Raw genomic sequence first — 20,232 nt, 5'->3', positions numbered from 1 at the left:
TCCACTGCCCCGCGGAGGCCGGATACCCGGCCTTTTACCGGAATTACGCCGCTGCTCCATCGGGAGCAGATGTGTAGCAGACCCAGCATTCCCAGTAGTCGCGGTCCCAGTCGAACATGCCGGCCCGCTCGAAGACCTTGAGCGCACCGGTGGGGTTGCCGGAATCGACTGTGAAGCCCAGGTGGTCGTACTTCTCGCGTCTGGCGGCCTGGTCCACGGCCGCTGTCAGATGCCTGAAGAATCCCCGCCCCCGCCAACCGGGCGGAGTTCCCAGGTAGTTGATGCGCAGTTCGCGCTGAGTCGATCCGTCGCTCTTCCACTCGTTCGTCTGGGTGAGGACGTACGAGACGATCGCGCCGGTGGGGTCGAGTACGAGGTACGAGAGACCGGGTTGGAACAGGGGGTCATTCTCGAAATCCTGCTGCCACTGCTCCGGCGATACCGCACCGTCCTCCCACTGACCTTTGAAACTGACGTTGTGCACCTCACGGAGTCCCGCCATGTCGGCGGGCCGCAGCGTGCGCAGAGTGAACCCCGGGGGCAGCTCCGGAATCTCCAGCGCAGACACCTCGTCCAGCTGGCAGGACACCTCGTACCACCAGCGGGTGGACTGGAACCCCTGCGCCTCGGCAAGCGACCGCAGATCCGCGTTCTGTTCCGGCGACCACACGATGGCCGACGACCGCCGCCCACTCGAGAGGGCTGCCTGCCGTTCTCGTGCGCGCCCACAGGACCAGCGCATCAGCTGCGTACCGATTCCCCGGCGCCGATGTCCGGGGGCGACGCCGCCTTCCAGAATGACGCGGTGAGCGCCGTTCGAGGTGAGTTTCGCGTGGACGACGGCGAATCCGGCCAGTGCGCCGTCCTCGAAAACGCCGACGGAGTCGGTCACCGGGTCGATCCGGCCGTCCAGGGCGGCGTCCAGGAATTCCTCCGGGTAGAAATTGGCACTCGCCCCGTCGGTCCGCTCGGACTCCTCCAGCAGCTCGTGCCAGGCGGCGGCGTCATCAGCCGTCAGCGACCTGACCCGGTATCGAGGGGGCAAGCGCAGGGCGGGCGTGCTCATGCCGGCCTCTCCTCCTTCCGTCCGGCGCCGGAACCCGCCGGGTGGTGCGCAACGTGCACCAGCCTGTCGAGGCCGGCTTTCACATGGTCCGACTCCCGGTGTACCGGGGTCAGTTGATAACGGTCGGACAGTGGGATCACCAGATCCACCTGGGAGCCGTACCGGATCTGGGAGAAGCGGGCGCCCTGCTGTACCGGGATGTTCTGCTGGAGCCGGAAGGGCGTGATGCAGCTGACGTCGTAGTCGGCGATCTGGAGCATCCGGTAGGTCTCTCCGAGGGCCGGTGCGTACACCCGGTTCACCATGCGCTGGTTGGGGCGCAGATAGCTCGCCTCGGACAGGTCGATCTGCAGGTCGTACAGCAGACGGTTCTCCACATCCAGCATCGGCCGGTTGTACGTGTGGATCGGGGGGAGCTCCCGGTAGGACAGCGTGCCGCGGTACGGGACCCGGTTGACGTGCACGTCGAAGAAGGTCATGAAGATCCCGATGACCAGGCTCTCCCGGTGGTATTCCGGCTCACGCAGCGCGTCCCGGAGACTGTACGACTCACCCTTGATATCGAGGATGGGCTCGTCCGGTTTGACGGTCCGCTGGTAGAGAATGACACCGTCCGCGGGCGAGAAGAAGTACGAGGAATCAACGGTTCGAGGCCGTCGCGGGTCGCGGAAGAAGTAGACGTCGGACAGCCATGCAGGCGACCGGTCATCGAGCCGCAGAACCTCGTTCTCCACCCACTCTTCCAGTGACTGCGCCATGTCCCAACTTCCTGACTGGACTTCACAATGGTGGCTGCGCGGAATGGGGAGTCGCCGCGCAGTGTTCGCCAATACTCAACATCAACCGGTTCTACCGGGCGACCAGGTGCTCCGTCACCACCGATGGCACCTTCCTGCCAGGTCTTTGACATTGGGTTCGGCGCCCGGCCAACGTGATGGCACGGCAGGCGGATGCGCGGATTACGGGGACGAGGCCCGGATCCATTCGGGACCGTCCGCCGGGATCCCGGAACTCGCCGGGGTGAATGCGGACTTCTTCCTCCGCAGCCGACCATGCAAAGGGCGATATGGCGCAGAGCATCGAAGAGTGGGTGGCAGCCGAGGTCAGAGGTCTGAGCGACAAGTCGCCCCAATGGCTGGCGGAGAACCACTTCTTCCGCGACCCGCGACGGCCGCGGTACGTCGATCCGCGGTTCTTCTACGCGCCGGCGGACGGCATCCTCCTCTACCAGCGGAAGGTGAAGCCGGACGAGCAGGTCGTCGACCTCAAGAGCGTCGACTACACGCTGCGGCAGGCGCTGCGGGATCCGGATTATCAGCAGGAGAGCCTGGTCATCGGAATCTTCATGACCTTCTTCGACGTGCACACCAACCGGATCCCGTACGGCGGTTATCTCAAATACCGGCTGCTCGACCCGGTCGCCACCTACAACCTGCCGATGATCGCCATGGAGAACTCGATACTCGACGACCTGCGCATCGATCTGAGCACCGCGGCGTATCTGCGACAGAACCAGCGGATGGTCTCCACGGTTCACTCGCCGCGGCTCGGCGGCAATTACCACATGCTCCAGATCGCCGATTACGACGTGGATTGCATTCTGCCCTACCGGCTCAAACAGAACTCGGCGTACCGGCAGGGGGAGCGGTTCTCGCAGATCAGATACGGCTCACAGGTGGAGCTGGTCGTGCCCCTGTCCGACCGGTACGAGCTGGAGGTTCTGCAACCCGACGGCTGGCATGTCAAGGCCGGGCTCGACCCGCTGATCCGCGTGCACCACAAGGGAACAGACGGCTTCAAGTGATGATGGAGGACATGTGACGGACACAGCAGGCACGTCGACGGCGGTCGAGGCAGCCCCCTCGGAGATCGCCAACCCGAGCCATCTGGAATACCCCGCCTTTCTGGTCAACGCACCGTTCTCGCTCTCGGCAGAGGTGCCCAACAACGTATGGATGGAGGAACTCGCCGAGGGTGATCGTGAGATCAACCGCAGCCGCGCGATGGTGCAGTTCCTGGAGGTCTTCTCGGTACTGAGTGCCGGCGCCCTGGTGTATGTGCTGCCGACGCCGCGCACGACGGGGCTTCAGGACCTGGTCTACACGGCGAACCTGGGAATCGTGCCGACCCATTTGCCGGACGTGCGTGACGTGATCATCTCGAATTTCACCTCCGAACCGCGGCGCGGGGAAACCCAGGTGGGCGTGGACTTCTTCCGCTCCATGGGATACCGACCCGCTGTCTCCCCGTTCAAGTTCGAGGGCGAGGCCGATCTCAAGCATCTGCACGGCAACGTCTACATCGGCGGTTACGGGCAGCGCTCGCAGCGCGAAGCCTACGAGTGGATGGAGCGCGAGTACGACATGCGCGTGGTGAAGGTCGAAATGACCGACGCGCATCTGTACCACCTGGACTGCAGCATTTTCCCCATCACCGAGCATGCCACGCTGGTGCACACCGCCGCGTACAGCAAGGCAGACCTCGCCGAGATGGAGAAGCACACGGAGGTCATCGACGTTCCCGAAGCGGCGGCCTACTCCGGCATCTGCAATTCGGTGCGGTCCGGCAAAACCATCATCAACTCCTCTTGTCTGCACGACCTGAAGGCCGGAACCGATGCCTATCAGGAAGAGAAGCAGAAGCTGGACACGCTGGAGCGGATCGCAGGACAGCAGGGCTTCGAAGTCGTCCTGGTGAACATCGACGAATACTTCAAGAGCGGCGCGCTGCTGTCGTGCATGGTCATGCACCTCAACAGGTTCTCCTACGGGCTTGCGCTGATGTGACGCGCTTTCCGCCGGTGCGGCGCGCGCACCGGGCCGCCCACCACGGAGGAGTTATGGAATCGAACATCAAGCGAAGCAACGGTGAGATGCGATGGCCGTGACTACCACAGCCGCCCTCCCCGACCACAGGGCGCTGCTGAGCGACGCCACCGGGGCGGCGGCCCTTCGGGGCACGGGGCCGCAGCGGGTCCTGGTCGTCGTACCGACCAAGGGCCGCCCGGAACGCGTGCGCCGCCAGGTCGCCGCACTGCCCGCCGGCTACGACGTGGCAGTGCTCGCGACCGCGGCCGAGGACCTTCCCTCCGACCTCCCCGAGCGCTCGGGACTGATGCGGCGGACGGGCCCCTACCCGAACGTGGGCCGGTCCTTCGGCACTCCTCATCCGGACCTGTCGGCCAAGCGCAACATCGGGCTGGCGATGGGGCGATCGGGCGGCTATCAGGCGGTGGTGTTCATCGACGACGACGTCGAGGTGACCGCGGCCGACCTGGAGGCGATGGTGGCCGCGCTCGGCCGCTACACCGTGGTGGCCCGGCCTTCCGTCGGAGTCGCCGACCATTCGATGCTCTACAAGGTGATGGGCCACGCCGGCCTCGTCACCCCGTTCATCTCGGGCAGCTGCCTGGCCACCCGGACGACGTACGACGGCGTCTTCCCGGACATCTACAACGAGGACTGGTTCTTCATGTGGCCCGCGCTGTGCCGCCACGAGATCGGGCGGCTCGGTGATGTGCGTCAGGTGGAGGTCGGTACGGGCCCGGGCGGCACCGGCCGCCGGGCCGCGGCGGAGGAGACCGGAGACGTACTGGCCGAAGGATTCCTCCGGAGCCTGCACGAATTACCCGCCGTGTCCTGGGCGGAGGAGGCGGAGCGGACGGTGCGGACGGAGCAGTACTGGTCCCGCGCCCTGCACCGGCGCCACTTCCTCTACGAACTGGCCTACACGGTCCTCGACAGATTCCCCGGGCCCGACCGTGAGGCGATGACGGACAGCCTGCGGGCCGGACACAACAGCCTGTCGGAGCTGGACGCGCGGGAACTCGCGGACATCGCGGCAGAGCTCTGCGCGGGCCCGGCGCACACATTCGGCGACGGGGACGTCGCGCAGATGGCGGCGAGCGTGATGAGTGAGCGGGTGAGGTCATGAGGATTCTGCTGACGGGCGCGCTCGGCTATATCGGCCAGGTCGTCGGGCCGAGTCTGAGGCGTGCGGGCCACGAGGTGACATCGCTCGACATCGGGCTGTTCCAGGACCGCACGGCCGACGGTGACCACGCCGCGGGCCACCTCTTCCAGGACGTCCGCGACCTCACCGTCACCGATCTGACCGGCTTCGACTGCGTGGTGCACCTTGCCGGCCTGTCCAACGACGCGTGCGCCAACCTCCAGCCGGAGGCCGCCCATTCCGTCAACGAGATAGCCGCGGGCCGGCTGGCCGCCACCGCACAGCAGGCAGGCGTACGGAGTTTCGTCTTCGCTTCGAGCTGCAGTGTGTACGGACGGGCCGAGGTGGCCCGCGCGGAGCACGACGAGCCGTCGCCGCTGAGCCGCTACGCACAGACGAAACTCGGCGCGGAGCGGCGCATTCTGGCCCACCACGGCGCCGGTTTCCAGCCCGTGGTGCTGCGCTTCGGCACGGTGTACGGACCCTCGCCCAGCATGCGCACCGATCTGGTGGTCAACCGCATGGCCGCCTGCGGAGTCTTCGACGGGAAGGTGGTCGTGCACGGCAACGGGCTGCAGCGGCGCCCGATGGTGCACGTACGGGAGATCGCGACGGCCATCGAGGGAATTCTCGCCACGCTCCCGGAGGCCGCCGGGGAGATATTCAACGTGGCCGGCGAGCACGGCGCCGTGCAGATGCGGGACATCGCCGCGCACATGACCGCCCTGCTGGACGTTCCGGTGATCAGCGAGGCAGTCATGACCGACGCCCGCGACTACATCGTGGACAACAGCAAGCTGCGTGCGCTGGGAATCCGCCTGGACGAGGACTTCGGAGCAGCCGTCGCGGCGACCGTGCAGGACATCCGCGGCCGTTTCACGTCCCTGGACGAGGCGTTGGGCGCGCCCCAGAACCGGGCGGCTGCCGTCATGAATCTGGTGGGCGAGGGCGCCGTGGACGCCGGACTGCGGTGGCATGCCCGGAAGCAGTACCGACCGATGAGGGAGACGGTCCGATGACAAGATTCGATTCGCTGGTGAGCGTGCTGCTCAGCAGCTCGGGGCGGCCGCATCTGCTGGCCGAGAGGGCGATACCGTCGGTCCTCGCGCAGAGCTATCCCCACTGGGAACTCATCGTGGTGAGCACGGTTCCCGATGGCGGGCGGACGGCGCGGGTGGTCGCCTCCTTCGGCGATCCGCGTATCCGCTGTCACGAGGCGTTCCCGCAGGAGTCCGGTCCGCCGGACGGCGGGCAGGACGCCGCGGAAGCGCTCGCCGTGAGCAGGCGCCGGGCCGAAGAAGTGGCCAGGGGCGAGGTCCTGGCGCTGCTCGACGAGGACTGCGAGTTCCTGCCGAACCATCTCGACGACTGCATCGCGGCGCTGACGAGCACCGACGCCGACCTGGTGTACGGCAAGGTGCGCACGGTCGACCCGAATCTGGGGCGCCGGGCGGCGGTGTACCTCGACTGGGAGTCCCCTCAGACTCGAGGGCAGTTCAGCGAGGGGCCGGTCTTCTCCGCCTGCTCGGTGGCGTACCGGGCGGCATGGCGGGAGACCGGCGTCCCCGCGGGCACCGACGCCGACCCCGACCACGCGAAGTGGGTCGCCATGCGCGAAGCCGGTGCGCGGTTCACGAGCATCGGCGTGGAACAGGCCATCGACCACGGTGGCAGGAACGCGCGCCGCATCCAGGTCTCCCTGCCGAGCCTGCCTCCCGTCGAGGAACTGCACGCCGCGGTCGACCGGATCGCGGAATCCCATTACGTCTCCAACTTCGGTCCCTACAGCCGTGAGTTGGAGAGCGTCCTCGCGGAGTATCTGGGCGTCGACAACGTCATCGCCACCGCCAGCGGAGACACCGCTCTGGGAATGGCGTTCACCGCGGTGCGGCGTGCCATGCCGGGACGCCGCGAGGTGGTGGTTCCCAGCTACACCTTCCCCTCCACGGTGAACGCGATTCTGCGCGCCGGTCTCGAACCGGTCTTCTGCGATGTCGACCCGCTGTCGCTCGGCCTCACGCCGGAGCTGGCGGAACGCCGGATCGGCCCTGCGACCGCGGCCGTTGTGCCGGTGCATTCGCACGGCATTCCCGCGGACATGCCGGCGCTGGAGAAGCTGGCGGAGCGGCACGGCGTCATGCTGGTCAGCGATGCGGCGGCGGCCCTCGGGGCGAGCATCGACGGCCGCAGGATCGGCTCCTTCGGCGACATCGAGGTATTCAGCCTCAGCGGCACCAAGGTGCTCACCAGCGGTGAGGGCGGCGCCATCGCGTGCCGCAACCCGGAGCTGGCACAGCAGCTGCGGGGGCTGGGGCGGTACGGGCTCGGGGAGAACTACGAGTGCGTCGACGCCGGGGGCGTGAACGGCCGGATGCCCGAACTGGCGGCGGCCATGGCGCTGGCCGGAATGCGATGCCTCGACTCCTGGCTGGCCCGCCGCCGGGATTCGGCGGCGCTCTACCGGAAGCTGCTGGACACGGGGCAGGGACTGCGCGTGGTGGCGCCCGCCGACGCCCGGTCCGAACCCACGTGGAAGGACATCTCCGTGGTGACGCCCTCGGTCGAGGTGACGGAGCAGCTCGCCGCGAGGCTGGCGGCGTACCGGGTGGAGACCCGTCCCTATTACCGGCCGCTGCACCGGATGCGCGCGTACGCACATCTGGCCGCCGAGGACCTGCCCGTCACCGAGCAGATAGCGGACCGGCTGATCAGCGTCCCGATCTCCAATGAGATCCCGGACAGCACGGTGCGCCTCGTCGCCGGAATCCTGCTCACCGAGTTCGGCGAGCTGACCGGACAACACCTCATCTGAATCTGCGGAGGAGTCACATTCCATGGGAGTCCACGTAGGGCTGTACGACGACCACAATTCCGGCTTCGCCGCCGTGGATGAGCAGGGCATCGTCGGATACACCGAGTTCGAACGCATCACCCGCATCAAGAACCAGGAAGGCTGGCTGCCGGAACTGGTCGGCACCTGCTTCGACAGACTGCCGCTGGACCGGCTCGAGTCCGTCACCGCGCCCCGCCCCGAGCTGGTGAAGGAGCTGCTCGGGGAGCGCTACGGCGCGGTGCGCAGCGGCCCGTCCACGATGACGCTGGACGGCCGTACGGTACGCGTCATCCCCCAGCCCGACCTGCACGGCTACTTCCATGTGCTCGCCGCGACCACGTTGCCGCTGGCCGGGCCCGGGATCTATCTCTCGATCGTCTTCGACGCGGAGCAGCCCCGCTTCGGCTGGATCGACCTGCGGAAGCCGCTGGATACGCCGCGTCCCGTGGAACTGACTCCGGTGTCGTCGGAGCGATGGTTCAACGGGGCGGTGTTCGGCGACCTGTTCGGCCGGATCTTCTACGGCTCGGGAGATCTGAGCAACTGCGGCAAGCTCATGGGTCTCTCGGCCTGGGGCTCGGCGAAGCTGAAGCACGTGCAGGAGCTGGAGCGCGTCGCCCAGGAGTCCTTCGACCCCGACGTGGAGACCTGGAACGGATACTGCCTCGGCTCCGCCGACGATGCGCCGGCCGCGATCGAGGAATACCTCGGCGGCTCGCCCCGCAACCACGAGCTCTCCGCGACGCTCGATCTGGCGGCGTCGGCGCAGGAACTCTTCACGCACCACTTCATCGAGGAGGTGAGGGAGGGCGTGGCGCGGACCCGTAAGGCGATACGGGCCGCCGGAATCACCGACGAGCCGGTGGGAGTGATCTACGGCGGCGGCTGCGCCCTGTCCGTGGTGTCCAACCGGGACGTACGGGAGGTCGCCGGGCTGCCGGTGTTCATCCCGCCCTTCGCTCACGACGCCTCACAGTTCGTCGGCGGCGCGGTGTGGGCCGGCCTCAAGTCGGGGATGCGGTGGCCCGGGGGACTCGGCTGGGCCGGAGTACCGGAGCACACCGAGGACCATGTCAGCGTGGCCGCCGCCGTGGAGGCGGGCTACGGGGCCACCCCCGCCACACCCGCGGAGGTCGCCGGGATCATCGCCTCCGGTGGTCTTGTGGCGCTGGCCAGGGGCGGGGCCGAGGCAGGTCCCCGGGCGCTGGGCCACAGGTCGCTGCTGGCCAGGGCGAACGACCCCGCAATGCGCGACCGGCTCAACGACCACGTCAAGAAGCGCGAGTGGTACCGGCCGTTCGCCCCACTGCTGCCTCGCGAGGAGTTCCCGCGCTATTTCGGGGAGGAGGCGTCCCCGGCATCCCGGTACATGCTGGACTCGTACCGCGTCCGGCCGGAGTTCCGGGGCCGGCTGACCTCGGTGACCGGGCCGGACGGTGTCGCCAGGCCGCAGTGCGTCGACCCGGACAGCGACCCGTTCCTGTACGAGGTCTGCCAGGAACTCGGCAGGCTCTGCGGGGACCCCGTGCTGCTGAACACCAGCCTGAACGCACCGGGCCGCACCATCGCCCATGATCTCGGCCAGGTCGTCGAGGACGTGGTCGAACTCGGCCTGGACGCTCTGGTGATCGACGATTCCTTCATCGACCTCAAGGGCCGCATCCGATGAACGCCGCGGACACGCCCGGACCCGATGTCGTCCTCTCCGTCTGCCGGGACGAAGAGGACGTCATCGAAGCCTTCGTCCGGTTCCACCTGGACATGGGCTTCGACGCGGTCTACATCGTGGACAACGGAAGCACCGACCGTACGGTCGAGATTCTCCTGGCACTGGCGGACGAGGGGCTGCCGGTCCACCTGAGGTTCGACCACCGAGTGGGCTACGACCGCTATCTCACCGATCACTACCACTGGGCCGGAGAACACTCCGGCGCGCGCTGGCTGTTCTTCCTGGACTGCGACGAGTACGTGTACTTCCCGCACGGCGCGAAGCACCTGCTGGACCGCATCGACCCCCAGGTCAACCTGATCAGGCTGCCGCAACGGCAGATGTTCCAGGACACACTCGAGGCGGACGGGGGAATCTACTCCTTCCTCGGAACCACGACGTGCTCCATCGGCTTCGGGGACGAACCCAGCAAGGTGGTCAGCCGCTACACCGCCGGCGCCAAGGTGTACGGAGGGAAGCACCGGATCGATGTGCCCGGTGCCTGTGAAACGTCGCCCCCGGACCTCTTCATCCGGCATTTCAAATACCGCAGCGTGCGGCAGGCGCGGACGAAGGAGATCAACCGCGTCGACAGCGAGCAGGTGTTCACCGACGACGACCTGCGGGAGCTGTCCGCCTTCGACCCGACGGAGACCAGGAACTGGATCGAGGAGAGCAGGCAGCTCGCCGCGGCCGAACACTGGCGCACCTGGTTCTCCCCCCAGTGGCCCACCACCTACGACGACGTGCTGGCGCGTTGGGTGAACGCCCGGACCGGCAATCCGACGCCCGCGTTCCCCGGGGGTACGGCGAGCCATCCGGTACCGGAGGAACGGCTGCTGCTGCACGAGACGCTGCGCAGAGCCGTCGGAGCGGACGGAGAACTGCGGCTGCATCTGCGCGGCGGGTCACCCGATTTGCGCGAGCGGCTGAACAGCGAGCCGGCCGTCGTGCTCTGCGACGAGGAGAAGGCCGACGGGATTCTGCTCGCCGCGCCGGATCCGGCAGCGATCGGGGACGTCGTCGCGATCGGCCTGCGGGACCCGCGGGAACGCCGCTGGATCCTCACCGCGGCGCCGCACCCCGAACAGGACGCCCTGGTGGCGGCGGTGCGCCGGGAAAGCATGCACGCCGCGGTCTTCGGCGCCGACTACTACGGGGCGGAACAGATGCGCCAGTGCGGCGCTTTGGAGAACACCGCGGTGCTCAGCGTCGTCCCCCACCCCCACGGACGCGCGGAGAACGGCGTGCTCTCCGGCACCGGCCCTGTGACCGCCGGAAACCGGGTTCCGGAAATTCGGACGCCCGGCCAGGAAGACTGACACGAGGAGAAGACAGCACTGATGGCTGATGAGGAACTGACGACGGTGCAGATCGGCGCGCGCGACATAGCCCTGCGGACCGGCTATTCCGTCCGGGAGAAGGGCATAGGGATCTTCCCCAGCGAGGGCGAGTACCCGGTCTACAACGACGACACCTATGACGCGATGAACGACGACATGTGGTGCGACGCCGCCTACATGGAGGCCATCACGAGGTACGTGCCGGGCCGCATCGTGCTCGACATCGGCACCGGCAGGGACGCCAACTGGGCCGTCGCGGCGGCCCGCGCGGGCGCGAAGAAGGTGTACGCCGTCGAGGTGCTGCCGGAGTGGGCACAGGCCGCGGCGAAGACCGTCGAAGAGGCCGGGCTGAGTGACACCATCACCGTGCTGACCTGCAGTTCGACGGATGTGCAGCTGCCCGAGAAGATCGATGTGTGCGTGTCCGAGATCATCGGCACGATCGGCGGGTCCGAGGGCGCCGCCTCGTCCATCCGGGACGCCCGGCAGCGCTTCATGGAGAACACCGGGATATCCATTCCGCACCGCTGCACCACCGGCATCGCAGGGGCCTCGCTCGCCGCGCACTTCCCGGACGGCATCGTGCTGGACCCGGACGGCGTGGAGACAGTCGAGCGCATCTTCGCCGCGGTCGGGCACCCCTTCGACGTCCGGCTGAGCCTGGACGGGCCGGTCCAGGAGACCCTGGTGACCGAGACGTCCGAAGTGGAGGAACTCGCCTTCAACGGCGACCTGTCCACCGAGGGAGAGGACCGCATCAGCCTCACGGTCACCCGGGACGACCGGCTGACGGGGCTCGTCCTGTGGCCGCTGCTCCTGGCAAGGAAGGACGGGGTGGCTCTGGACGCGATCCGCATGGACACCAGCTGGCTGCCGCTCTATGCCCCGCTGTTCCTCGGCGGCGTCGCGGTACGCCGGGGCGACGTGCTCGAGGCGGTCTTCCGCCGGCAGCTCAGCGACGACCTCCGGCACCCCGACTACCACATCACCGGCACGGTACGGCGGGAGGGAAGGGACGACATCCCGTTCGAGTGGCGGTCGCCCCATCACGCCCCCGCGTTCCGTACCGACGACGCCTACCGGTGGCTCTTCCCCGAGCAGTGACGCGCGGCTCCCGCCCCTCCCCGCGCCGCGGAAGGCGTCCCCGACACGTCAACGACAGGGCACGGGAGCGCGTGCGGGCCGGCCAACTCGGCAGGCCCGCACGCGGTTCCCGGATGCGGCCGCTCCGCGGTGGCCCGTACTGCTCAGCCCAGCCACCCGAGGCGGTGGGCCGCGGCGCCCGCCTGGAACCGGCTCTCGACGCCGAGCTTGCTCATGATGTCCGCGACATGCCGCCGGTAGGTGCGCAGCGAGATGTTGAGCGTTCGTGCTCCCGCGCTGTCGGTCAGACCGCCGCTCATCAGGCGCAGTATTTCCCGGTGCCTGCTCTGGAGCACGGTGGTGGCCGTCGCACTCAGCGGGACGGCGGACTGCCACATGGAGCCGAAGACGGAACGCATGTTGCTGACCACCACGGGGTTGCGGATCAGCATCGTCCCGCCGCGCGGGTTCTGCTGGTCGGCGGGCACCAGGGCGATGCGCCGGTCCAGAATGACAAGCCATCCGGGAACCCGGGCCGACACCCTCACCTCCGCTTCCTCGCATCGCTCCACCGTGTTGTCCTGCGCACCTGGTCTCCTGCTCGGCGTCCGGCTCAGAATGCCTCTGTCGTACAGCAGCCGCGCATGGAAACCGGGCTGCTTCTGGGGGAGGCGTAATCCGCACCGCGGATCGTCGGGACGAATGGTTCCGGGGCGGTCCGGAATCATCATCAGCAGTTCCTGGTCGGCCATCCGGGCATACTTCTCGATCAGTTCGCCCATGCTTTGAGGGAGCCGGGACATATCGCTGCCCAGCAGTGGGCCACGCGGCGTCCGCGAAGTATCCGGTGATGTTTTCGAGCGGCCTTGCAGGGCGCGTACCGGGCTGCGCAGCCCGGTACGTACCGAAGTGGTCACTGCGCGTTCATCGGTGTTTTTCGGGGCGATCGCCGCTTCTCTCGGGATGCCCCGGCGCAGCGAGAATACGGTGGGCGTCGGATCATAGGAGATCAGGAGTGCTGCGAGGATGAGGCCGGTGGTCAACGGCAGTCGTAACAGCATAGTGCGGAGTTCCCCTCATACGCTGCTTAAGTTCAGCGACAACAGGTTGGTAAGCGACGGATGCACGGCCGCCGCGGGCGCACACCGCCCGCAGGGCGATATGCGCCGACGGAACATCGCCACCGTTCCACCGGGCCGGCCGACGGCCGGGACCGGGAGAGAGTGTGACGCGAGGGAATCGGATGCGGAGGGCAGCCGGGGCGGCCCGGCTTCCCGTGGGGTCGGCAGCGGCCACGGCTGTGGCAGAAGTGCGCGGAGGCCGCAGGGCATTGATCAGCCTCCGGATCGGGACCACTTCCGCGAATCAGCGGCGCTTCATCTGTGGCACGTCTTGCCAAGGTGTTTCACCCGGCAGGATTCTGCGGGTCTCAGCGTCGCGGCGAGAGAAACCCGCATGCGCGGCCGTGCTGCTCGGATTCGACATTCTTGCCAAGTTGACATGACTTCCCCCATTGCACAGGCATATGAAAGGGAGAGCGCATTCCAGATCACTCCACGGACCACGGCCCGGAACGCTCCTGTTTCCGTGCGGCGGTGGCAGAATTCTCCGAGAATTGGTCGAATTCCCGTAACAGGCATCATGGCTGGTCAGGCCACGACACCTTCATACGCAGTGCCATAAATACCTTGTGGAACCTCGCGGGTGCACGGCTCGCACAGTCCGGCGCGCCCACGTACAGCGGTGATCCAATCTATAACCCTTTCGGAGCATCTGCAATGCCCGAGGCCGCCGGTAGGCCCTTACTCCTGAATCACCGGGCCTGGGGAACGAGCGATGCGGGACCCCTGGTGGTGAATGTCACACCGCCGATGCCCGTTCCGGGGAATGCAGGGGAAACACTCCCGTAAATAGCAGTTGTCCGTCGCGTAGCCACGGGCTCACGTTCCGATTCCGCCGGGTGTCCTCCGCGTCCGCGGCGCGGCCCGAGGGGCGGGCGCCGATCGACCGCGAACGGTATGTCCCCGTCTCCAGGACCTCGCCGTCACGGCCCATGAGCGGTGCCGGAGGCAGCCGACCGCGGCTCGGGGTGGCGCCGCGCTCGCCGGCTGTTCGTTTCAGCAGCCCGGAGCGGATTTCTCGGCTGCCGGCCCAGGTGATTCCCAAGCTGGGGCTACAGCGCGCACATCGCCGTTCAGGTCGAACATCAGCCACTCGAGCCAGGACGCCGTGACCTTCAAGGAACCCGCCCAGTCGTGCATGGATCTGACGTAGGTGGCGTATCGGATCGCCCAACGGCGCGTCCCCGCGGCCTCCTCGCTGGACCAGCCAAGCGCGTTGAGGGAGCAGAAGACGCGATCATCCAGAATCAAGGCACACTCGCATGTGGCGTCCCGGTCGTCGACGGCAGCAAACCACTTGGTGAAGAAAGAGCGCCTCACCCCGCGCAGGGTGAACTCGGCATACGCCCGGCTCAACTCGCCGGCGCGAACGGCGGCACGTGTCGCCTCCAGCACGTGCGGCAGCCGGGCATCGCCCAGAGCAGCACTGGTGCAGCGCGGTGCCCGCCCGTTGGTTTTGCCCCCGCCCCAGATCATGACCGCGACGAACAGATCGCGCTGAGCGTCCGCCTGACCGTCCGCCTGATCGTCCAGCCCTTGTCGCGCCGCTACAAGGTCGTCGCGGCCGATGAGGCGGTGCCCTGGCGATGAGGTCCTGTCCACCGCCCCGATCCCGAGCACGTGCTCCGCTCCGTGGGTCTCCAGCCAGGGACGCCAAGTCGATGGACGAAAGCGAACAGGAGCCTGCTGACGGCCACGATGCGCCTCGACGAGCGGTCGCAACCGCTCCACCATGTTCCCCTGTGATGCCATGAGAACAGGATGCCGTCCCGGGGCGTCGCACATGCGGTGCAGCAGCGAAGTACAGCAACCCCCGGTACCGGCCGCCGCGGTCGGCGCGCCCGGCCCCGAAGCCGGTGAAGAGCAGGGCGCAAAACCAGTGACCGGGTGGGGTAGTCGGTCAGGTCATCCGGCCCGCCGGAGCCAGGACTGTGGCGAGGGCCGGCCGCGACCGGTGGATATCGGCCGTAGCACGGTGGCCGCGTACGCGGCGGTCGGCAAAGGCGCGGTCACCACATCCGTGCCAGCGCGAACAGCTGGTGGGCAGTGCCCGGATGCTCCAGGCCAAGTGTGCGTACACCACACCACCGGCCGGCCCGATGGGGAAGCCGACCCACTGCAGCCGCCGCGGCACCCGCTGGTGGCGGGTGACATCGGCCAGGAGCCCGTGCTGACCCGCGGCGAGGCCGAGCAGGCAGCCCGCGGGTATGTCGCTCACTCCCCCGGCCTCCGTGTGCACCAGCGCGGGTCGGGATCGCCGGCCGCGCCTTCGGCCATGCCGTCGGCCGCGCGGCGCAGCGCGGCAACGCCCGGGGTGTCGCGGCGCGCGGCCGCCCAGGCCAGCACCGCCGTACACGTCGGCGCGTCGGCCACGTCGACGTAACGGATGCCCGGGCGCGGAAACAGCTCGCGGCAGGCGGACGAGACGAGGCGGATGCCGTGGCCCTGGCTGACCGCCGAGATACTCGACTCGAACGTCGTTGCCCCATGGGAGGTGTACGTGACGGGCGCCCCGTCAGGGCGAGGGTCGGCCGCCCAGAAGTCGCGCCACTCCCGGTGCACGCCGGGTGCGAGCCCGACGACGGGCAGGTCCGCGAGCTCCGCCAGTGTCACCGAGGTGCGGGCGGCCAGCGGGTGGTCGTCCCGGATGCAGACGGCCCGGGGCTCGATGCCCAGCCGCAGGGTCTGAACACCGGGCGGTACGGGCTCGTAGCAGAGCACGGCGTCGACGCGGCCGTCCAGCAGCGCACCGGCCTGCTCGACGAAGTCGACCTCCCGCAGTTCGACGTCCAGGCGTGGATGGCGACGGCGGACCAGGGCGACCAGTTCCGTGATGACGGGAAGAGCGGTGATGTAGCACCCGAGCACCACTTGCCCCGTGACAGCCCGGACCTGGGTGAGCACCCCGCGCTGCAGCTCGTCGGCGGCCTCCACCAGGGAACGCATCGGCGGCAGCAGGGCCTCCCCGGCGGCGGTGAGCTGCACGCGCCTGGTGGAACGCTCCACGAGAACGGCTCCGAGATGCTCCTCCAGCCGTCTGATCTGCCGGCTGAACGCCGGCTGGCTGATGTAGACACGCCTGGCCGCGCGACCGAAGTGCAACTCCTCGGCCAGCACCAGGAACAGCCTCAGCTGATGCACGCTCGGATCGGACAAGCCCGCCTGGTCCATACCCGGCACGGTATCAATCCCGGCCGCCCACGCATCAGTTGTGCCTTCCGTGCCGCCATCATCGCGGTCCAGGATGGATGCGGAACCTTTGGTGAGGGAGTGGACATGCCATCACGTCGTATGTTTCAGGGTGTTCTGACACTGCTCGGGGTGATCTTGATGGGCACCGGCACACCGGACATCATCGTCGGAGTGGCCGCACTGCCCGGAAGCCCGGACGCGAGCACGACCGTCGACAGCAACTACCGCTTCTTCGCCGGAGTCTGGTTCACCCTCGGAATCGTCCTGCTCGCGGCCGTGCGGCGCCCGGAGAGCCACGGCCTGGCCCTGCGCGGGATCTTCGGCGCCGTGTTCGTCGGCGGTGTGGCGCGCGGTGTCTCGTATCTCGCGGTCGGCGCGCCACACGTGATGCACACTGCGTTCATCGGCGTCGAGCTGCTTCTGCCGCCGCTGCTGCTTCTCTGGTACGGCCGCCTGACGCGTACCGCGGTCCCGGCCGTTACGCCGTAGCCGACGCCTCCGGGCGGACGCGGCGGCAGCGGCTTTTCGCCGCAACGCCTCAAGTCGGCTGTCAGTGGCGGCTCAGAACTACCGAACCAGCCTCGCCGGGATCCATTCCGCGACCGCGTTCACAGTCCGCGGTGAAGGAGCACGTGCCCAGTGCGTCCCGCGCCACTGCCGTAATCGGTCCTCGCCTCTGGTTGGTCAGGGAGTCGCCCTGCGCAGCGACAGCGCGAAGGCGCAACTGGTGAGGGTGAGGACGGCGATCGGCGGCGGGGGCAACAGCCGGATGGATATCGCCAGGGCGACCAAGGAGACCGCGAGGGCGATCCATCCGAAGGCGGTGCGGCGCTGGACGAGTGTCGGGGCGTGGCGGATGGCGGCGAGGGCGAGCAGGCCGCAGGCGCCGGCGAAGAGGGCCATGACGATGCTGAAGCCGTTGAAGGCGTCGAGGAGGGTGCGTTCCAGACCCAGCAGGGTGACGGTGGACTCCCGCATCGCGGTGTCGGCATCGCGCTGCTGCGGGGTCTGGGTGGCCAGCGCCGCTGCGGTGGCGAAGGCGAGGTGGCCGATGCCCAGGGCGACGAAGCCGTAGGCGCCGACGGCGAAGGGGCGGACCGAGTCGGCCCGGCGGACGGGGCGGGATGTGTCCGTGCTGTTCACCCTTGCTCCTTAGACGTTGACGTTGACGGGGGCGGGGGCGGAAGACAGCGCCGGCGCCTCCCGGTCCGGACCGGGAGGCGGGGTCCAGCCAAGGACCGTGTCCAGGGCTCTCAGCGACAGTGCCTGCGGCGTGGCCCGTACGGCCAGGTTCCGGATGGACGTGGCGAGCGGGTGGGAGAGCTGGACGAGTTCGCCGATGCGCCGGGAGAGACGGCTGATCCGGTTGGTCCGCCGGTATCTGGCTCTCGTACAGGCGGCGAGCGCGGCCGGTACGTTTTCGGATGCGAGAAGGTGCGCTGCGACGACCGCGTCCTCGATGGCCTGGCAGCCGCCTTGGCCCATGTTGGGCGTCATGGCGTGGGCGGCGTCGCCGAGCAGGACCACCCGGCCGGCGTGGAACCCGGGCAGGGGCGCGGCCAGTTCGCAGAAGTCGTGGTGGAGTACGTCGGCCGGGTCGAGCCGCTCCAACCGGTCCAGCAGCGCGGGTATCGGGTCGTGCCACGCGGAGAAGCGCCGGACCAGTTCCGCGTGGTGGTCGATCGGCCGCCCGCCGGGTTCGGCGGTGGCGGTGGCATAGAGGTAGATGCGGCCGTCGGCGAGTGGAACGACGCCGAACCGCTCGCCTCGCCCCCAGGTCTCGGCGGCCACCTGGGGCGGCAGACCCTCACCGGGCACAACCGCTCGCCATCCGGCCTCACCGGCGCGCCGCAGCCCGGGGTGCTGGGGGAAGAGCTGCCTGCGGAGCGAACTGCGGATGCCGTCCGCCGCCAGTACGACGTCGGCACGCAGGTCGCCCGCCGACGTACGCACGATCGCGCTGTCACCGGCGTCGTCCACGCCGGTCACCGAAACGCCGAGGTGCACGACGTCCGCCGGCAGGGCATCCGCGAGGGCCGCGATCAGGAAGCCGCGGTGCACAGCGCGCGCGGGGAGCCCGTAACGAGCGGACAGCGCGCCGCCGTCGGACCGGCTCAGCCATCTGCCGTCGGGCGTGCGCAGCCCTGCGCCGGGCAGGGCGTCACCCGCCCGCAGCACAGGTCCGAGGCCGATCGAGTCCAGGGCGCGAAGGGCGTTCGGGGCCAGCACGATGCCGGCGCCGATGCCCGTGAACTCGGCGGCCCGTTCGCACACAGTGACGCGCCATCCGCGTCGACGCAGGGCCACCGCGACGGTCAAGCCTCCGATTCCACCTCCGGCCACAACGGCGTGACGAACGCCCATGTCGGCTCTCCTTCTTCCACCCCTCCGCCATCCTCTACATCCGTAGAGGATGTGCTGCACTCTACACATGTAGAGTGGCCGCGTGTCCATCCCCGACCGACAAGACCGCGAAGACGGGCAAGACCGCGAAGATCGGCAAGACCGCCGAACCCTGATCGCCGACGCCGCCATCAGCACCGTGGCCACCGCCGGACTGCGCGGGCTGACCCATCGCGCGGTCGACTCCGCCGCAGGCCTGCCGGCCGGAAGCACGTCCTACTACTTCCGTACGCGCAGCGCTCTGATCAGCGCCTGCTACCTCCGACTGGCCGAGCTCTCCGTCGCCGACGTCGATCGCTGGGAAGCGGGCCGCGGACGACTGGACGTGGAGTCCGCGGCGGACGGGCTGGCCGCGCTGCTGCACCACTGGCTGACGGCGGCGCGCGACCGCCAGCTCGCCCGTTTCGAACTCACCCTGGAGGCAACGCGCCGACCGGAGCTGCGTGCCGACCTGCACACCGCCGGCCTCGCCGCGCGATCCAAGGCCGCCACCCTGCTGGCAGCACTCGGCGCTCCCCATCCAGCACCGGCAGCCGAGCTGCTCGTCGCCTGGACCGACGGCCTGCTGTACGACAGGCTGGCCGGCGCCCTGGCCGAGACCCGCCCGCTTCCCGATGTGACCGAACTGGCCACAGTGGCCCGGCAGATGCTCAAAGCCGCGCTTTCCACCTGATCAGCGACTGCCCTGCGGAGCCTGATCGATGACAGCACGCCGACCGGGGCAACGGTCGCGGTGGAAAACCAATATCTATGGCCGCGAAGTGAGAAATAAGCGCAACGCGCGGTGAGGGTATCTCACACAACGAGCCGAGCGGAATTAGTCACCGTGCGGCGCCGCTCTCGCCGTGCTACTGTCGATCGAAGTTGCAGTTGTGGTTCCCAAAAACTCCAAGTGCCCCACCGGCTTTCCTGCCGTTGGGAGCACTTTTGTATTTCCGGTCATTTCCGGGCGGGGCAATCATCGCGGCGACGCGGAGTCCGCACAGTGCGGACTCCGGGCACTGCCCCAAAGGAGATTTGACATGGCATCTGGCACCGTGAAGTGGTTCAACGCGGAAAAGGGTTTCGGCTTCATCGAGCAGGACGGTGGCGGCGCTGACGTGTTCGCCCACTACTCGAACATCGCCGCCCAGGGCTTCCGCGAGCTGCAGGAAGGCCAGAAGGTGAACTTCGACATCGCGCAGGGCCAGAAGGGCCCGACGGCCGAGAACATCGTTCCCGCCTGACGCTGAAGCGTAGTACGAGCTGGGGCCCGCACCGTGGAGTGCGGGCCCCAGCTCGTTGCGTTTGAGGGGCACTGCCCTCCCCCGCATCCCGCGGCGATTACAGCCGCGGCAAGAACCTCGAAATCCGCAGTCCCCTCGCGCGGCGGACGCCCCACAGCTCCGGATGCATATTCCGTACGAGCTTCCACTCCGGAACCCCAGAAGTCCGGAGATCCGACCCTGACGCCCGGATCACTCTGCGCTTTGAGCGACTGACCCGCTGCTTCTTCTGCCGGCCGGACCGCTTTGGATTCCGGCCGGTTCCGG

At 68.3% G+C, this 20,232-nt stretch carries 19 protein-coding genes; 11 read left to right on the top strand and 8 right to left on the bottom strand.

Going from position 1 to position 20,232, the window contains the following annotated elements; genetic code table 11:
• Positions 1–43: 43 nt before the first annotated feature.
• A complete protein-coding gene (locus OG883_RS32935) occupies positions 44–1,066 on the bottom strand; it encodes a GNAT family N-acetyltransferase (protein WP_266548596.1) in 1,023 nt (340 codons plus the stop codon).
• A complete protein-coding gene (locus tag OG883_RS32930; RefSeq protein WP_266548594.1) occupies positions 1,063–1,824 on the bottom strand; it encodes a phosphatidylserine decarboxylase in 762 nt (253 codons plus the stop codon). Before OG883_RS32930 ends, OG883_RS32935 begins: the two co-directional genes overlap by 4 nt.
• Positions 1,825–2,132: 308 nt before the next feature.
• Here OG883_RS32930 and OG883_RS32925 point away from each other — a divergent pair, with 308 nt between their 5' ends.
• The 8 genes from OG883_RS32925 (at position 2,133) to OG883_RS32890 (ending at position 12,005) form a co-directional block, all read left to right on the top strand.
• Complete coding sequence (locus OG883_RS32925; protein WP_266548591.1) at positions 2,133–2,870, top strand: phosphatidylserine decarboxylase; 738 nt, start codon at positions 2,133–2,135, stop codon at positions 2,868–2,870.
• Positions 2,871–2,883: 13 nt separating this feature from the next.
• Positions 2,884–3,852, top strand: a complete 969-nt coding sequence (locus tag OG883_RS32920) for a dimethylarginine dimethylaminohydrolase family protein (protein ID WP_266548589.1) — start codon at positions 2,884–2,886, stop codon at positions 3,850–3,852.
• A 97-nt stretch (positions 3,853–3,949) separates the two neighbouring features.
• Positions 3,950–4,999 carry a glycosyltransferase family 2 protein gene (locus OG883_RS32915; protein ID WP_266548586.1) on the top strand — a complete coding sequence of 350 codons (1,050 nt, stop codon included), beginning with the start codon at positions 3,950–3,952 and terminating at the stop codon, positions 4,997–4,999.
• Entirely contained in the window at positions 4,996–6,036 is a 1,041-nt protein-coding gene (locus OG883_RS32910; RefSeq protein WP_266548584.1) for an NAD(P)-dependent oxidoreductase, read from the top strand. The genes OG883_RS32915 and OG883_RS32910 overlap by 4 nt, the downstream gene beginning before the upstream one ends.
• Entirely contained in the window at positions 6,033–7,829 is a 1,797-nt protein-coding gene (locus OG883_RS32905; RefSeq protein ID WP_266548581.1) for an aminotransferase class I/II-fold pyridoxal phosphate-dependent enzyme, read from the top strand. Before OG883_RS32910 ends, OG883_RS32905 begins: the two co-directional genes overlap by 4 nt.
• 22 nt (positions 7,830–7,851) lie before the next feature.
• The gene (locus OG883_RS32900) at positions 7,852–9,519 is read left to right on the top strand and encodes a carbamoyltransferase C-terminal domain-containing protein (protein ID WP_266548578.1); all 1,668 of its coding nucleotides are present in this window, start codon (positions 7,852–7,854) and stop codon (positions 9,517–9,519) included.
• The gene (locus OG883_RS32895) at positions 9,516–10,880 is read left to right on the top strand and encodes a glycosyltransferase family 2 protein (protein ID WP_266548575.1); all 1,365 of its coding nucleotides are present in this window, start codon (positions 9,516–9,518) and stop codon (positions 10,878–10,880) included. The genes OG883_RS32900 and OG883_RS32895 overlap by 4 nt, the downstream gene beginning before the upstream one ends.
• A 21-nt stretch (positions 10,881–10,901) precedes the next feature.
• The gene (locus tag OG883_RS32890) at positions 10,902–12,005 is read left to right on the top strand and encodes a 50S ribosomal protein L11 methyltransferase (protein WP_266548572.1); all 1,104 of its coding nucleotides are present in this window, start codon (positions 10,902–10,904) and stop codon (positions 12,003–12,005) included.
• Between the two features lie 143 nt (positions 12,006–12,148).
• Here OG883_RS32890 and OG883_RS32885 read toward each other — a convergent pair whose 3' ends face one another.
• The 4 genes from OG883_RS32885 to OG883_RS32870 form a co-directional block, all read right to left on the bottom strand.
• Positions 12,149–13,027: a LuxR C-terminal-related transcriptional regulator gene (locus tag OG883_RS32885; RefSeq protein WP_266548569.1), complete on the bottom strand. Its 879-nt coding sequence runs from the start codon at positions 13,025–13,027 to the stop codon at positions 12,149–12,151.
• 1,074 nt (positions 13,028–14,101) lie between these two features.
• Complete coding sequence (locus tag OG883_RS32880; RefSeq protein WP_266548567.1) at positions 14,102–14,857, bottom strand: hypothetical protein; 756 nt, start codon at positions 14,855–14,857, stop codon at positions 14,102–14,104.
• Between the two features lie 148 nt (positions 14,858–15,005).
• Entirely contained in the window at positions 15,006–15,323 is a 318-nt protein-coding gene (locus OG883_RS32875; RefSeq protein WP_266548564.1) for a hypothetical protein, read from the bottom strand.
• Entirely contained in the window at positions 15,320–16,276 is a 957-nt protein-coding gene (locus OG883_RS32870; protein ID WP_266548561.1) for a LysR family transcriptional regulator, read from the bottom strand. The genes OG883_RS32875 and OG883_RS32870 overlap by 4 nt, the downstream gene beginning before the upstream one ends.
• Positions 16,277–16,381: 105 nt before the next feature.
• Between OG883_RS32870 and OG883_RS32865 the strand changes: the two genes are divergently transcribed.
• On the top strand, positions 16,382–16,786 hold the full coding sequence (locus tag OG883_RS32865; protein WP_266548558.1) for a DUF4345 domain-containing protein: 405 nt from the start codon (positions 16,382–16,384) through the stop codon (positions 16,784–16,786).
• A gap of 195 nt (positions 16,787–16,981) precedes the next feature.
• On the opposite strand, the gene OG883_RS32860 is transcribed toward OG883_RS32865, so the two are convergent.
• Together OG883_RS32860 and OG883_RS32855 are read right to left on the bottom strand one after the other, a co-directional pair.
• A complete protein-coding gene (locus OG883_RS32860; RefSeq protein WP_266548555.1) occupies positions 16,982–17,440 on the bottom strand; it encodes a hypothetical protein in 459 nt (152 codons plus the stop codon).
• 9 nt (positions 17,441–17,449) lie between these two features.
• Positions 17,450–18,661 carry an FAD-dependent monooxygenase gene (locus tag OG883_RS32855; RefSeq protein ID WP_266548552.1) on the bottom strand — a complete coding sequence of 404 codons (1,212 nt, stop codon included), beginning with the start codon at positions 18,659–18,661 and terminating at the stop codon, positions 17,450–17,452.
• A gap of 82 nt (positions 18,662–18,743) precedes the next feature.
• Between OG883_RS32855 and OG883_RS32850 the strand changes: the two genes are divergently transcribed.
• Entirely contained in the window at positions 18,744–19,373 is a 630-nt protein-coding gene (locus OG883_RS32850) for a TetR/AcrR family transcriptional regulator (RefSeq protein WP_266548549.1), read from the top strand.
• Between the two features lie 349 nt (positions 19,374–19,722).
• On the top strand, positions 19,723–19,926 hold the full coding sequence (locus tag OG883_RS32845; RefSeq protein ID WP_014047008.1) for a cold-shock protein: 204 nt from the start codon (positions 19,723–19,725) through the stop codon (positions 19,924–19,926).
• Positions 19,927–20,232: the final 306 nt, after the last annotated feature.

The sequence above is a fragment of the Streptomyces sp. NBC_01142 genome (assembly GCF_026341125.1).
Lineage (GTDB): Bacteria > Actinomycetota > Actinomycetes > Streptomycetales > Streptomycetaceae > Streptomyces.
The sequence above is the reverse complement of the archived record's forward strand: the minus strand, read 5'-3'. Positions and strand labels throughout refer to the sequence as shown.